Annotated in this window: 13 protein-coding genes; 5 read left to right on the top strand and 8 right to left on the bottom strand. The window is 69.5% G+C overall.

Going from position 1 to position 14,910, the window contains the following annotated elements:
- Positions 1–167 precede the first annotated feature (167 nt).
- A complete protein-coding gene (locus FCI23_RS49800) occupies positions 168–416 on the top strand; it encodes a hypothetical protein (RefSeq protein ID WP_211265824.1) in 249 nt (82 codons plus the stop codon).
- Here FCI23_RS49800 and FCI23_RS49795 read toward each other — a convergent pair.
- On the bottom strand, positions 394–645 hold the full coding sequence (locus FCI23_RS49795; RefSeq protein WP_136730591.1) for a hypothetical protein: 252 nt from the start codon (positions 643–645) through the stop codon (positions 394–396). The two genes, FCI23_RS49800 and FCI23_RS49795, sit on opposite strands and share 23 nt — an antisense overlap.
- 16 nt (positions 646–661) lie before the next feature.
- Positions 662–1,570, bottom strand: a complete 909-nt coding sequence (locus FCI23_RS49790) for a S53 family peptidase (RefSeq protein WP_407646146.1) — start codon at positions 1,568–1,570, stop codon at positions 662–664.
- Between the two features lie 467 nt (positions 1,571–2,037).
- Between FCI23_RS49790 and FCI23_RS49780 the strand changes: the two genes are divergently transcribed.
- A complete protein-coding gene (locus tag FCI23_RS49780) occupies positions 2,038–2,484 on the top strand; it encodes an SRPBCC domain-containing protein (protein WP_136730589.1) in 447 nt (148 codons plus the stop codon).
- A complete protein-coding gene (locus tag FCI23_RS49775; RefSeq protein ID WP_136730588.1) occupies positions 2,481–2,834 on the top strand; it encodes an ArsR/SmtB family transcription factor in 354 nt (117 codons plus the stop codon). Before FCI23_RS49780 ends, FCI23_RS49775 begins: the two co-directional genes overlap by 4 nt.
- A 331-nt stretch (positions 2,835–3,165) precedes the next feature.
- On the opposite strand, the gene FCI23_RS49770 is transcribed toward FCI23_RS49775, so the two are convergent.
- The 5 genes from FCI23_RS49770 to FCI23_RS49750 form a co-directional block, all read right to left on the bottom strand.
- On the bottom strand, positions 3,166–4,428 hold the full coding sequence (locus FCI23_RS49770) for a S53 family peptidase (protein WP_136730587.1): 1,263 nt from the start codon (positions 4,426–4,428) through the stop codon (positions 3,166–3,168).
- Positions 4,429–4,504: 76 nt separating this feature from the next.
- Positions 4,505–6,724, bottom strand: a complete 2,220-nt coding sequence (locus tag FCI23_RS49765) for a hypothetical protein (RefSeq protein WP_136730586.1) — start codon at positions 6,722–6,724, stop codon at positions 4,505–4,507.
- A gap of 366 nt (positions 6,725–7,090) precedes the next feature.
- On the bottom strand, positions 7,091–7,546 hold the full coding sequence (locus FCI23_RS49760) for a nuclear transport factor 2 family protein (RefSeq protein ID WP_136730585.1): 456 nt from the start codon (positions 7,544–7,546) through the stop codon (positions 7,091–7,093).
- Positions 7,547–7,668: 122 nt separating this feature from the next.
- A complete protein-coding gene (locus FCI23_RS49755; RefSeq protein ID WP_136730584.1) occupies positions 7,669–8,046 on the bottom strand; it encodes a hypothetical protein in 378 nt (125 codons plus the stop codon).
- 133 nt (positions 8,047–8,179) lie between these two features.
- Complete coding sequence (locus tag FCI23_RS49750) at positions 8,180–8,656, bottom strand: peptidase inhibitor family I36 protein (RefSeq protein WP_136730583.1); 477 nt, start codon at positions 8,654–8,656, stop codon at positions 8,180–8,182.
- 272 nt (positions 8,657–8,928) lie between these two features.
- On the opposite strand from FCI23_RS49750, the gene FCI23_RS49745 reads away from it, so the two are divergent.
- Positions 8,929–9,879 carry a phosphotransferase family protein gene (locus FCI23_RS49745; RefSeq protein WP_136730582.1) on the top strand — a complete coding sequence of 317 codons (951 nt, stop codon included), beginning with the start codon at positions 8,929–8,931 and terminating at the stop codon, positions 9,877–9,879.
- A 611-nt stretch (positions 9,880–10,490) separates the two neighbouring features.
- Positions 10,491–13,877, top strand: coding sequence for a discoidin domain-containing protein (locus FCI23_RS63445; RefSeq protein ID WP_322974030.1), 3,387 nt, complete (start codon positions 10,491–10,493; stop codon positions 13,875–13,877).
- 44 nt (positions 13,878–13,921) lie between these two features.
- On the opposite strand, the gene FCI23_RS57630 is transcribed toward FCI23_RS63445, so the two are convergent.
- Complete coding sequence (locus FCI23_RS57630) at positions 13,922–14,356, bottom strand: hypothetical protein (protein WP_169317360.1); 435 nt, start codon at positions 14,354–14,356, stop codon at positions 13,922–13,924.
- Positions 14,357–14,910: the final 554 nt, after the last annotated feature.

Raw genomic sequence — 14,910 nt, 5'->3', positions numbered from 1 at the left:
CAATATGGACTCGCGTTCCTGCACGCACAGCGGGTTCCCTTGACTCAACTGCCGCAACCTCCGGTTCAGCGCAAAGTGATCATGATCTCACGATGCACTGACCAGTTGAGAGCGCCGGCAACATCGGGGACCGTGACGCGATCACCTTCCGCGGCTATCCGCTGGGCGTGATCGAAGGCCAGTACACCAAGAACGACTTCGGTTCCTGGCGCACGTTCGTCTACGACTACAGCACCGGTAACGCCGACACGACCGCCATACACACCGACGGCGGCAGTACCGCCTTCGCCAATCCCAGCATCACCGCTCTGAAGGCGCCGGACGGTAAGAACGCGGTGCTCGTCAGCCTGTTTCTGCCCAGCGAGGGCGCCGCCGCAGGCGAAGCGGGACAGCTCATCTACTACCGCGAGTACTAAACGGCTGGACGCCTCCGTAGCCCGTGTTGCTGACGAGCACGTCAGTGTGCGGAAGCAGCAAGTCGAAGGGGACGAGCTCAGCTGTCCGTGCGTTGGCCGGCACGATACGGCGGGCGCGGATCTGGTCGCGGTAGATGTCGAGGTCGCAGCCGCGGTCAGGCGCCTGCCCGGAGAACGCGAGGCTCCGCCCGGCGCGGGGCCCGGCGGTCCGCGGCAGGCGCCCTCTCATCGGGGACGGGATGCGGTCAGCCCTCCTTGGCGAGGGCCGGGACGAAGCGGGCCGCGTCGATCGTGCCGACGCCGGTCGCCATGTCGTAGCCCTTCACCGCGGTGTAGCCGGTGACTCCGGAGTAGCTGTTGTTCGTGCCGTCCCTCACGTCCACGATGCCGGTGGAGGGGTTCTGTGCGGACTGCGCGTACAGCGCGTAGAGCGCCTGGTGGATGTCGCCCAGCCGGTGCCCGGCGACCTGGTCGGCCAGGGCCGCGATGCCCGCGAAGAGCGGGCTGGCCTCGCTGGTGCCGACGTAGACCTCCCAGCCGACCGCCTTCGGGTCGTAGCTGGAGTACACCCACGCGCCGCCGTTCACTGCGGCGGACATCGAGATGTCCGGGGTGCCGCGGCGGTCGCCGACCACCTGCTTGACCCCGTCCTGGTACGAGGGACGGGCGAAGACATGGGACTGGCCGCCGCCACCCGCGCCGTCGTCGTTGTAGACGCTGTCCGGCGCGATGCGGTCGCCATCGTCGTCCAGGTGCAGCTGGGTGCCGCCGACCGAGGTCACCAGCGGGTCGGAGGACGGCCAGGAGTTGACCTTGTACGGGTAGTCGCCGTCGCCGTCCGCGGTGGTGTTGGTGGCACCGCCGTCGCCGGAGGATGCGAGGACGGTCACACCGTGCTTGGCCGCGTCCTTGAAGGCGTACCGCAGGTTCTGGATGCTGGAGAAGTCACCGGTACTGCCGCCCTCGCGGAGCCACGCGTTCGCGGTGCGGGCCTCGGTCAGCATCTTGTCCAGGCGGGCCGGGCCACATTTGTCGTCCTCGGCGTGGGCCTTCTCCGACCGGGCCACGCACTCGTTCCAGATCCACCGGCACCGCGCCCACTCCGCTTCCAGGGCGGCGGTCCGGCCGATCTCCACCAGTGGCTCACCGCCCAGGCCAAAGCGGCCCGCCGGTCGCTCAATCCGAGATCGTCCACCGCCTCGAGGTCGAGCGCCCCGCCGCCGTGGCGGACGGCGAATCGCCCTGACGGCGATTCCCCTACCCCTGCCCTGCTCCGCAGGGGTCCGATTCCTCCCCGGCCTGAAGGCCGGGGCATCCTCGGAGGCATTCGGGGATCACCGTCATCGCCCAGCCCTCGTACCAGATGGGCCGACATGCGGCCGAGCTCATCGTCGAACGCCCCAGCGAGCCGGTCAAGCTCGTCTTCGAGCCGACGTTGGTCGCCCGCGACTCGTGCGGCGAGAAGCGCGGGGGGTGATTCCACACAGGAAGGCGGACTCATGGCGGCGCCGGGGAAAAGCGGAGGCGGCGTTCGATCGGAGTGCAACTCCCGGGTTGCGCCTGGAGGGTCGATGTGCAACCCTGGAGTTGCATCCAATGGCGGCAGTGAAGGAGTCCCCTCATGAGCGAGGACCGGATCGAACGCGAAACCCTGATCGCGGCACCCCTGGAGCAGGTCTGGTCGCTGGTGGCCGAGCCCGGGTTCTGGGTGGCCGACCAGGCGAGCCTGCCCGGCAACGTGGCCAAAGAAGGCGAGTCGATGGTGGCGAAAAACGCCGAATACGGTGACTTCCCGGTGCACGTGGAGAAGGTCGAGCCGCCGACGTACCTGGCGTACCGCTGGGCCAGCGCGTTCCCCGGAGAAGAGCTGCGCGAGGACAACAGCACCCTCGTGGAGTTCACGTTGACCCCGGAAGGCGACAAGACGCGGCTCCGCGTCGTCGAGAGCGGGTTCGCGGCGCTGGCCGGGTCCGAGGAGCTGCGCCACCAGGCGGTGAAGGACAACACCGGCGGCTGGCCCCAGGTGCTCGATGCGCTCAGGACGCGCGCCGAACCGTCAACCGCGTGACGGACGAACTTCGCGGCGCCGTCGAGGCGGTCGACAGTGTCCTCGTCGCGCTGGCCGACCCGACGCGACGTCAGCTGCTTGACCTGCTCGCCGCACAGGACGAGGCCACCGCGACGACACTCGCTGAACGACTTCCCGTCTCGCGGCAGGCGGTGGTCAAGCACCTCGCCGTCTTGGACGCCGCCGGGCTGGTTTCCGGCAGCCGGGTCGGACGCGAGGTTCGGTACGCGGTGCGGCCCGCGGCGCTGGACGCGACAGCGCGGTGGATGGCCGCGCTCGCGGCCGACTGGGATCGGCGGTTGGCTAACATCAAGCGCGTCGCTGAGGCAGCGGAGCGGGATTCGCGCTAGGGCCTGTCCGGCGGAGCGGCCGTCGGTGCTCCGGCCCCGGCACGCGATGCTGGTGTGCCACACTCCGTGGTGGCCCGAAGAGGTCCGCGAGCCCGACGACCTCACCTCGGCAGCACCTGTCACGGACCGGACTGCGGGACCTCGCGACGAGCCGCCCGGACCGCTCGCGGGATTTGGCGCAGGCCGGCACCCGCACTCCCGGCACGGCCTGAGGGCACCCCGGCGCGGGTGCTACAAGCTCGGCAATCCGCCACTCACGGAAAAAAGACGGCGCCGCGCCCCACACCCTGCCACGGGCTCACGTGGGGGCGGCCCGTCCCGCACCGGCGCGTCAGAAGGCCGCGAGTCCGTTGGGCGTACCATTGCCCGTCGGGCCGTCGTAGCCGGTGACGGCGTTGCACTGGTAGTCGCCGCCGCAGTCCGTGGCCTTCGCGTTGTTCCCGCCCACGACGTCGTTGAGCCCCGCGGTGCCGCCGTAGAAGTACGACGCGTTGGCGTACCGGCCCGGGTTGCCCGCCAGGGCGATGACCCCCGCGATGTACGGCGCGGACGCGCTGGTACCGCCGATGACGACCCATCCGGGGTAGCCGCCGTAGCTGTCGTACACCGCCGGACCGGTCAGCGGGTCGGCGACCGCCGCCACGTCGGCGACCATCCGGCCGGGGCAGTTCTGGTCGGTCTGCCAGGTCGGTTTGTCGACCCACGCCGAGCAGCCGCTGCCGGCGCCCCCGTAGGAGTTCCCCCACGCCTTCTCGGTCCAGCCACGGGCGTTGGCCGCCCTGCTCAGCGACGTGCCGCCGACCGCGCTCACGCTGGTCAGATTGGCGGGGAAGTTGGGGATGCCGTACCCGTAGTCGCCGGAGGACACGGTGATCGCGACCCCCGGGTGGCTGTAGTCGGCGGCGTAGTCCTGTGTCCCGTTCGCCTCGGGCGTGCCGTAGCTGTTGGACACCTCCGTGGCGCCCAGCGCGACCGCGGTGTCCTCGGCCTGAGCGAGATTGGCGAGAGTCGCGTCGTTGCCTTCGACGAGCAGGATGTGGCAGTCCGGGCAGGCCGCCGACACCATGTCGACGTCGAGGGATATCTCGGCGCCCCAACCGCGGTCACTGGGCAGCGGGCTGGTCTGCCCCTGCTGATTGACCTTGCTGAAGCAGCCGTTGGCCGTCGTGCAGGCCGGCAACCCGTACGTCTGCCGGTACACCGCCAGGTCGGCCTCGGCGTTGGGGTCGTTGCCGGCGTCGATGATCGCCACCGTCTGGCCCGTGCCGCCCGAACTCGGCAGGTTGTAGGCCGAGTCCAGGTCGGCGGGGCCGTACCCCTTGGGCAGCGCGGTGCCGGCGGCGGTCGCGGTGCTCGGGGCGTGTGGGCCCCGCACACCCTTGCCGCCGTTCACATCGGTGCGTATCAGGGAGAAGCACCGTGCGAATCCAGGTCTCGCGGTGCCGCACGCCTCGGTCACGTTCGAGGCGTGCGCGGGCGCGCCGCTGCTTCCCGCCCCGTCCGCGGGGGTGCCCGCGAAGGAGACGGAGGGAGCCGCGGCCACCACTGCGGCGGTCAGACCCACCAGCAGCGCGCGGATGCGGGCTTGTGTCATTGGTGTACCTCCTGTCGGGGCGGACCCGGTGTCCCCGGGTCCGCCCGCGGAGCCGCCGTGCGCCGGCGGCGGGTGCTCAGCTCTTCGGCGCGGCGATGGTGTACGCGTTGGTGATGGTCTGGGTGATCGACCCGCCGGCCGCGTCGGTCGCGGTCACCTTGATCGCGGGTGATGTGCCGCGCTTGGACACCGGGTTGGGCCACACGACCTCGTAGGTCCCGTTCAAGCCCACGACGAGCGTGGGCTTCCAGGTGGTGCCCCCGTCGTAGGAGACGGACACATTCGCCGAGGTGATCCGGGAGTGCGAACCCGCTCCGTCGTAGGAGACGTGGCCGACGTTGAGCCGCATCGACTGGATCAGCTGGTCGCTCGTGTTGTTGTTGTCGGACGTCAGCTGGTAGCCGAGCGTGAGGGCCGGCAGGATCTGGCAGGGGGTGCTGTCCGACTCGCCGAAGCAGTAGTCCGCGGCGGGCAGCGCGCTGCTGCCGCCTGTCTGCGGGGTGTACCGGAACGTCAGGTCGGTGTGCGTCTTCGTCGACTGGCTGAACTTCGAATTGCCGCTCAGGTCGGTGTCGTACACCGTGCGGTAGGTCGTCGGCGTTGTCGGCACTCCCTGGAGCTCAACACCGTCCTGGTAAGTCGAGTTGAAGACCTGCTGTCCGTCCGCGTACAGGGTGAAGTTCTCCGGAACGGTCACGAACGAGTAGAAGCCGACGTGCGTCGGTTCGCTGTCGACCGCCGGGTCCAGGATGACCGTGAGGTTCGAACCCGCCGCGCAGGCGAAGCAGAACTGGTACCCGGTGTGCTGGGCGAGCTCGGGTTTCAGCGGACCGTGGTTCCAGTCGACGGTGTAGGAGCGGCCGCTGGCGAAGGTGAGGGGATCGCCGTACTGCCACACGTTGGCTGGGGAGCTGGCCATCTGCGCCCAGGTGCCGCCGTCACCGGTTCCGAGGTAGTCGGTCACGTCGGCGGGCCAGCGCTGTCCGTTCCACGGGCTGATGAGCGAGTCCCCGCCGGCGTTGTTGTAGGAGTCGACGAAGCCGTTCAGGAGCGAGCCGGAGTAACTGTTGTTCGCCGCGGGGTCGATGGCGAAGTGCTCCTGCACGGTGGCGAGCGTGCTGGCTTTCTCCACGTGCGCCTGGTCCGCCGGAACGTCGTCCGACCCGTACGCGACGTCGTAGCGGTAGCCGTCGCTCGCCGAAGGCGCCTCGGCGCCCCACTGGATGACGTCGTGGATCGCGCCGACCCGGGCGGCGGGCTGCGCGTTCGTGTACAGCGGCGTGCTGCCCCACAGCGAGAGCAGCATGCTGGATGTCGCGCCCGTCGCGTCCCGCCGGAAGTAGTCCGTCATGACGATGTCCTGGGTCGCCGGACGCGGTGTGGCGACCGAGAACTGCGAGGACGCGGTGGTCTCGTCGAGCGGCACCGTGGTGGTCCCCGTGGCGGAGACGGTGAAGTCGCTGAGGCTGAACTGGCGCAGGGCGGCCAACTGTCCCTGCGTGTTGTAGTCATAGAAGACGCCGTAGAGACCGTAGTTGCCCGCCGGCACCGCGACGCGCGCGACGCCGTTCACCACGTTCACGGAGACGTTCTCGCGCGTGAACGAGTCCGTGTTGTACAGGCTCAGGTAGGCGCCGGTTGGCCGGCCGCTCATCCCGGTCGCGTTGATTTGAAGGATGTTCAGGGCGTACTGGGGACTGACGGTGGTGCCCCCGTCCGGCGCGCCGGCCAGGCTCATCGACGTCACACCGTCGAACAGCGGCGTGGCGCCCGGTTGGCGGCCCGCGGCCACGTCGGCGCCGATCTGCCGGCGCAGCGCCGCGGTGAACGCGGTGCCCGACGACGCGGTCAGGTACCCCTGCGCGGCGGAGCCGTCCACGGAGGTCAGCGTCACCCCCGCCGGACCGGTCGGGGTCGCGCCGGGCGCGAACGACAGGTCGACGGATATACGCTGGTTATCGCTGCTGACAACGTTGTCACTGCTGGTTTCTTGCGCGAGCCGGGTCACGTCGAAGAGCGAAAGGTCGAGCCCCTTGCCCAGGTAGGGCATCGCCACCACGGGGACGGCGTAGTGATCGCCTGACGCGTCGTCGTACGACTCGAACGCGCCGGCCCCGCCCGCTACGGGGCGCATGGCGTACGAGGTCTGCTGACCGGGCCGAGCGGTCACGACCACCTGATCACCCGTCACCAGTGTGACGGTCGTCGCGGTGGTCGCGACGCCGGTCGCCGTCAGCGTGCTTGCGGAGCCGACGTCGGCCAGTGCGGGAACGCTCGTCAGGAGAGCGACCGCCACGCCACCGGCCACCGCTGCGAGACGGTGCCGACCGGGCGGCCGCTTCCTAAGTCTGAAAGGGGGGAACGGCATGAGGTGTGCAGCCTCCTGAGGAATCAAGCACGAAAACTCGCCACAAGAAGGCCACACTTGACGTCATTGCGGCGACTTTGCACCCGGGTGTGACCTACATGGGGCAAGCACGCCGCCTTTGGCGCCTGCTTCGCGATCAGTATTCGGGACACCGGAGGGATTGCGCAAGAAGACGTCGGGATCCGCGAAACGACCGTGTCCCAGTGCGAGTTGAAAACGTACGGAGTCAACTCGAGGCCACAGCACCGGACGCAGTCCCAACGGATGGCCGTAACCGGCACCGTCGCGAGTGGCTCAGTGATCCTCGCCCGGGCCCTCCGTATCGAACGCCTGGGCCACAGCGAGACTGTCCTCGTAGACGTGGTGCCGAGTGACAAGGCCGCGTTCGACCGTGAGGTGCAGAGCGAACCGTGCGCGGTAAGCATGTCCGGTAGGCCGGGCCGTCTGGCGGATCTCGCCGAACACGACCGCATCGTCGCCGTCTATGAGGATGCGCTCGATCTCGGTAGCCCCAGCCCCTGGCACATGGTGCTCGGCAAGCTCACGGTAGTGAGCGGCGGCATCGGCGCGCGTGGAGCGGTGGCGGATCCACGGGGTGGCGGTGCGGCCGTGTTCGGACTCCGGCCAGTCCAGCCTCCAGTCGCCCCGCTCGGCATACAACTCGGCGATGCGCTCGGGGTCACCCTCGCCGATCCGGCGCAGCAGCTCATCCACTACAACGCGCGTGGTCGTTGGTGCGGATACGGCCATGGCAGATCCCCTCCGGTTCGGAAACCCACGCCGTACTGACGCAGGGATCACCATTCTTGCCAGCGCCGACCGTCCACGACGATTACCCGCGAGGTAAGCGCACGACGCGCTCCTTGAGCGACTCACCGGCTTCGTGTGCGTCCATGTGTTCGCCGGGCGCTGCTCAACGCCATCCACGCCTGCGCCGGCAGTTTCCTGCCGCCGCCGTCCACCCCGGCCGCCAGCGCAAACACATCCGCAGCGTTCCAGTGCGCGGCCAGCAGATCCGCCGCCATGCCGGTGACCAGACCCGCCGCCCATGCGACGCGCTCGGTCAGTACTGCCGGGGCCAGGACCTCACCGGTCCGCTCGTCCACACCGCCCCGCAGCACAGCGGGCGTGCACGCCACACGGGACGTCTGGCCATCGGCGAGCCGAAGTTTCCTACGCACCGCCACCGCCACCGCCCGCGCCAACGCGCTGCCCTGCCCCTGCGCCGGTTTCGGCGTGTCCGTCGACATGTTCCTGTGCCCGGGGCAGCGGTCGGCGCCGGGCCTCGCGCGAGCGCATCCCCGTACATGCGCCCCGATGCCGTCGGTGCCCGGGTCGTCGGCAGCGTTGCCGTCGGCCCGGGCACCGCTTCCCGCCCCGGTGTCAGCGGTGGTGCCGGTGCCAGCGCACCGACTTGATGTGCCCGTGGTTGTGCGCGGCGAGGTGCCGCACACCCGTGCCGGGTCGTAGTGTCAGCGTCTGTCCGCGGTAGTGCGAGCGGGTATAGACGGTGACGGAGCGATAACGGGCGTTGTCGTACAGCGAGTGGACGTGGCGGAGGACGTACGAGTGGCGCAGGTCGGCGTGCGAGTGCGAGACCCAGGCGAGGTCCCCGGTGTAGTTGTCCCCTGTGTACGCGCACAGCGTCCCGGCAGGGCAGTCGCGCGGCGCGTGGCGGTGATGCCGCGCTCCGGACTGGTCTCCGCGCGGATGCTCGTGCCCCTTCGCCTGGTGCACAGCGCCATGGTGGTGCCCTCTGCCGCAAGTGGGGGCGACCGCAGCAGCGGTACCGATGGTCAGTCCCAGAAAGGCGGCCAGGGCGGCAGCGAAAACAGCCCAGCGTTTGAGGATCGACATCATGTCTGATGGTTCCTTTCGGTGAGGAAGCGAACTTCCACGCCGAGCTTTGCCACCTCGGACCGCAGGAATGCTTATCCCAGCGGATAAGGGAGAAAGTGGGATATCCCAGGTGGTGACGTGCGGGGATGTCCCAGCTGGATGTCGCACCAGGGACGGGGACACCCCAAGTGGGTTACCGTGAAGTTGGACGAATCGGCGGTGGCCCGGAGGGCCGGGAGCGGATGCGGCTTCGGGGCTTCGCGGATTCACGCCGTCCGGAAGGAGTCCTGGCCATGACGGACGCTCGTCGCATCAGCATCGAGGAACGACTTCGGCACTTCGTCGACGCCGGACATCCGGATGCCGAACCGCTGGAGGCGGCGGTCGAGGGGTCGGCCTACCGCCTGGGCGACGGCACCGCGGCCAGGTTCTGGGACAACCGCCGCGTAGCGGACCTGGTGCGGATGCAGCAGTTCTACGCGGAGGCCGCGGCCCGCCTGCCCCTCCCGACACCGGAGATCCTGGCGGTCGAAGATGTCGACGGCCTGCCCGTCACGGTGGAGCGTGAGCTCTCCGGCGAGCCGCTGCACCGATTCCTCTCCCCGGAGGAGCCCGAGCCGCTGCCCGAGGCGGTCTCCTGCCTGGTCGAGGTGCTGGGCACGCTGGCCAACGCCACCGACACCGACTACCTGCGGCAACTCCCGGTGCTCGACGAGGACCGCCCGCTGTGGGAGGGCCAGGAGAGCTTCGCCGCCGCGCTGGCCGCTCTACTGGAGCGCAGGGCCGAGCGGTCCCGCGACGCGCTCAGCAGGCACGTCGACGCGCTCGACCGCAGGTCCGCCCAGGTCCTGGAGAAACTGCGGGCACTGGGCGACACCCCCCGCGCGGCCGTCCACGGTGACCTCTTCCCCGAGAACATCCTGGTGGACGAGGATCTCCGGCCCACCGCGGTCGTCGACTTCGGCTTCCTCTCCACGGCCGGAGACCCCCGGTTCGACGCCGCCGTCAGCGCGGCGATCTTCACCACCTCCGGCCCGTACGCCCAGAACACCGCCGACGTGCTCACCGCACGCTTCGCCGACGAGTTCGACTACTCCCTCGAGCACTTGCTGCTCTACCGCGCCGCGTATGCGCTGGCCACGAGCGACGCCTTCGCCGGTGAAGGCTCGGACGACCACCTGCGGTGGTGCGCCTCGGTGCTCAACGCCCCCGCAGTCACCGCCGCCCTGGAGCACTCAACTTGACCCGGTCCAAAGGACTGGGCTTGGCGGTGGGGCACCGCTGGCTGTGGTGTGGCCTCCTCCGTCCAAGGTGGGTGGAGGCGCCGTAGCGCAGGCGCGTCAGGCGCATCAATGGCGCCGGGCGCCCCCGACGGCGTCCGAGCCGGGCCCGCGTCCGCCGCGCCGCGGGGCTGGACGGGCCGGGGATACTTTGCGCATTCACCTTGACGTGGCCATGGCGCAAGTGTTCACTTCCAGTTGAGAGAGCGCTCTCCCGGGTCGTCGGCAGTGTGTCCGCCGCTGCCTGCGATCACGGCACAGCACCACGGTCCCGCGCGGACGCCTGCCCCTTTCGGCGTTGAACCAGCTCACCTGCCGGGGAGGCGTCGCGCTCGCGCGCCAGGCCCCACGCTTTGCGTGCCTCAGTCCCGACACCCTTGCGGCACTGTGCGCCGGAACCCCCCACGGTGCACTCCGAAATCCGCAACACGAGGAAGGCCCGGTGCTCTGACGGCAGTTCATACGATCGCGGACCTTTTTCTGAGTTCTCTCGCGTTCCCCCATCTCACCTGTGAGGGAGATTCATGTATGCCAGTCATCGGGTCAGATCGCGTAGGGCCCGGGCGTCCCGATCTGTGTGGCTTGCCTCAGTCGCCGTCCTGGCCCTGATCGCCTCGCTGTTCTCCACCGCGGGGCCCGCCCACGCCGCCACCTCGCTGCTGTCGCAGGGCAAGCCGGCCACCGCCTCCTCCACCGAGAACGCCGGCACCCCTGCGTCCGCGGCGGTCGACGGCGACACGGGCACCCGCTGGTCGAGTCTTGCCAGCGATCCGCAGTGGCTCCAGGTCGACCTCGGCGCGACCGCGACGATCTCGCAGGTCGTACTCCAGTGGGAGACGGCTTACGCGACCGGGTTCCAGATCCAGGTGTCCACCGATGCCACGACCTGGACCCCGATCTACACCACGACAACCGGTACCGGCGGAACGCAGACACTCGCCGTAAACGGTTCCGGGCGTTATGTCCGGATGTACGGCACTGCCCGGGCCACCGGCTACGGCTACTCCCTGTGGGAGTTCCAGGTCTACGGCTCCCTCACCGGGAGCAGCGGGGCCACCTGCGGTACGACGAACGCGGCTCTGAACCAGCCGGCCACCGCCTCCTCGACGGAGAACGCCGGCGCCCCTGCGTCCGCGGCGGTCGACGGCAACACGGGCACCCGCTGGTCGAGCCAGGCCGGCGATCCGCAGTGGCTCCAGGTCGACCTGGGCTCCAGCGTGCCGGTCTGCCAGGTCGTACTCCAGTGGGAGACGGCTTACGCGACCGGGTTCCAGATCCAGGTGTCCACCGACGGCACGACCTGGAGCCCGATCTACACCACGACAACCGGTACCGGCGGGACGCAGACCCTGAGCGTGTCGGGCACCGGCCGGTACATCCGCATGTACGGCACCGCCCGGGCCACCGGCTACGGCTACTCCCTCTGGGAGTTCCAGGTCTTCACCGGCGGCAGCGGCACCGGCGGGGGCGGCACCGGCGGGGGCGGCACCGGCGGCTGCGGCACGGCGAACGCCGCGCTGGGCCACCCGGCCACCGCCTCCTCGATCCAGGACGGCAACCTCGGGTACGCCGCCAACTACGGCGTCGACGGCAGCACGGTCACCCGCTGGGCCAGCGCGTTCGCGGACCCCCAGTGGTTCCAGGTCGACCTCGGCGCGAGCCTGCCGATCTGCCAGGTGGTGCTGAAGTGGGAGAGCGCGTATGCCAGCGCGTTCCAGATCCAGGTGTCCGCCGACGGCACGAACTGGAGCTCGGTCTATTCCACGACCACCGGCACCGGCGGCAAACAGACGCTGACCGTCTCCGGCACCGGCCGCTACATCCGCATGTACGGAACCGGGCGGGCCACCGGATACGGCTACGCCCTGTGGGAGTTCGAGGTCTACACGGTGGGAGGCGTGACCGCGACCATCCCGCCCCCCGCGCCGACGCCGGCCCCGGGGAGCTGCCCCTGGATCAACTCCACCGCGGCGACCAGCACCCGCGTCGCCCAGCTGATGGGCCAGATGACGCTGGCCCAGAAGGTCGCCATGCTGCACGGCACCAACTCCCCTGACTACATCGGCAAGATCGTCGGAAATCCGTCGCTGTGCATCCCCGACGTCAACCTCCAGGACGGCCCCGCCGGAGTCGGCGACGGCCTGGGCGGGGTGACCCAGATGCCGTCCGGTCTGGTCTCCGCGGCGACCTTCGACCCCGACTACGAGCAGCAGTACGGCTCGTCGATCGGCCAGGAGTTCGCGGCCAAGGGCGTGAACGTCGCGCTCGGCCCGACGGTCAACATGGTGCGCGACCCGCGCTGGGGCCGCTCCTTCGAGACCTTCGGCGAAGACCCCTACCTGGCCGGCCAGATGGGCGCCGCCGACGTCTCGGGCATCCAGAGCCAGGGCGTGATGGCCATGGTCAAGCACGCGGCCGCGTACAACATCGAGCAGCCGGCCGGCACCATCGTGGTCGACCAGCGGACCCTGGAGGAGATCTACCTGCCGGCGTTCCAGACGGCGATCCAGCAGGGCGGCGCCGCCTCGGTGATGTGCGCGTACAGCAACGTCAACAACGTCCCATCCTGCCAGAACGCGCAGATCCTCAACCAGGGGCTCTACCAGCAGGCCGGCTTCGGCGGCTTCGTCGCCTCCGACTGGGGCGGCGCCCACTCCACCGTCGACTCGGCGAACAACGGCATGACCGTGGAGATGCCCGGCGGCTACTACTTCGCCGACTTCCTGATCCAGGCGGTCCAGGCCGGCACGGTCAGCCAGGCCACCGTGGACACAATGGTCTCCCGGGTGCTCACCCAGATGTTCCGGTTCGGGATGTTCGACAAGGCGCCCTCCGGCTCCAACACCGCCATCGTCACCACCCCGGCGCACGCCCAGGTCGCGCTGCGCGGCGTCGAGGAGGGCACGGTACTGCTGAAGAACAACGGCACCCTGCCGCTGAACGCCTCCGGCCTGTCCTCGGTCGCGGTGATCGGCCAGGACGCCGGTCCCGGCGCGCAGACCATCGGCGGCGGCAGCGGCACCGTCACCAGCGCGGGCACCTACACCCCGATCATCGGCATCCAGGAGCGGCTGGCCAGCACCAGCACCACGGTCACGTACAACGACGGCTCCGACCAGAGCGCCGCCGCGGCCCTGGCCGGTTCCTCCGACGTGGCGGTCGTCTTCGCCAGCGACAACTACGGGCACGAGGAGGCCGACAACACCTCGCTCAACCTGCCGAACAACCAGGACGCGCTCATCTCGGCGGTGGCCGCGGCCAACCCGCGCACGATCGTGGTGCTCAACAACAACTCCGCCATCCTCATGCCGTGGCTGAACCAGGTCGCGGGCGTCTTCGAGGGCTTCTATGACGGCCAGGAGTGGGGCCAGGGCATCGCAGCGCTGCTGTTCGGCGACGTGAACCCCTCGGGCCACCTGCCGGTGACCTTCCCGGCCTCGCTGTCCGCGGTCCCCGCGAACACGGCCGCCCAGTGGCCGGGCGTGAACGGCACGGTCCAGTACTCCGAGGGCCTGGACATCGGGTACCGCTGGTACGACGCCCACAACGTCGCACCGCTGTTCCCGTTCGGCTACGGCATGTCCTACACCTCCTTCTCCTACAGCAACCTCCAGGTGGGCGCGCTGACCAACGGCCAGGCCACCGTCACCGCGACCGTCACCAACACCGGCAGTCGTGCCGGGGCCGACGTGGCACAGCTCTACATCGGCGATCCGGGCGCCGCGGGCGAGCCACCCCACCAATTGAAGGGATTCCAGCGCATCACACTGAATCCGGGGGCCTCCGGAACCGTCACCTTCACGGTCAAGGCCCACGACCTGGCGTCCTGGAGCACCAGTTCCAACAGCTGGGTCGCCTCGGCCGGCACCTACCAGATCCTGGTCGGCGACTCCTCCCGCAACCTGCCGCTGAGCGGCAGCCTGAACCTGAGCTCCACCGTCACCGCGAACGCCCAACGATGACACCACCGCGCGACGACCGCCACGCGGTCATGGCCGAGCCACGGTCATGACACGGCACGAACCATAGCGGCCGCAAGGAGATCCGCGCCGCGCGATCCTCGACGTGCACCAGCAGCACGGCACCCGAGGACCGCGCGGCGCGATTGGTTGTCGCCGCTGCGGAAGCCGAAGGCGGCTCGGGCGTCGAGTTCGATGACGCGGTTGAAGCCGTCGGCGCCGGTGCGGGCCAGGCCGGGGAGGGTGCGCAGGTCCTCCTTGGATGCCCGCGAACCGGCACGTCCGCGGGCAGTACGGCCCTCGATCTGGCCGAGCAGCCCGCCGGTGCCGAGCGCGTCGACGAACCCGGTGTGCCACCGGTCCCTGGTCAGGTGCCACTTACCGGTATCAGCTTCCTGTTCCGGCGGAGGCGCGCGTCGACGACCTCTTTCGCGGTGGCACGGAAGGCCAACGGTGGACCAGGCAAGGTCACCCCCACCCACCCAGGTGCCACAAGCCGTCGTGACTCCTCGGTCATCCGCTCACGTCATGCACGTCATGCACGTCATGCACCTCGTCATGAAAAAGCCCCCCGCACACGAGGGGCTGGCCGCGCTGAGCTGGTCGATCGCGTCAGCGCGGCCGCGTAAGCAGAAGGCGCGCGGCACGCACGGCGTCAGGGGTACCGCACGTTCCGCGACGGGCGGGGGAAGGCGGTCATCGGCGGTCAGGTGGTGGTCCGCCCGGTCCCCCCGCTCCGCCGGGCGGCGCAACGGCGAGCGCGGCGAAGAGGATGTCCCTCATGTGTAGCGCACCGAGCGGGGCACGTTCGTGATCCAGGGCGAGGGCCTGGTGGAGATCCCGGAAAACGTTCTGCTGGAAGCAGTTCGTGTTCTTGGACGGTGAGGAGTGGCGGGCAATGTTCCGCAACTTCCAGAGCTAGTGTCTCGTGATCCTGTTTGTGTCACTTCGCGTTGTTGTCGACGAGTTTCTTGATGTTGGTCTGGACGAGTCGGACCTTGGCGAGGATCTCGTCGGCGGTCGCGGTCCAGGTGAA

Source organism: Actinacidiphila oryziradicis (assembly GCF_005047355.1).
GTDB lineage: Bacteria > Actinomycetota > Actinomycetes > Streptomycetales > Streptomycetaceae > Actinacidiphila > Actinacidiphila oryziradicis.
Note: the sequence above shows the minus strand (reverse complement) of the source record. Positions and strands in the feature narration are given on the sequence as shown.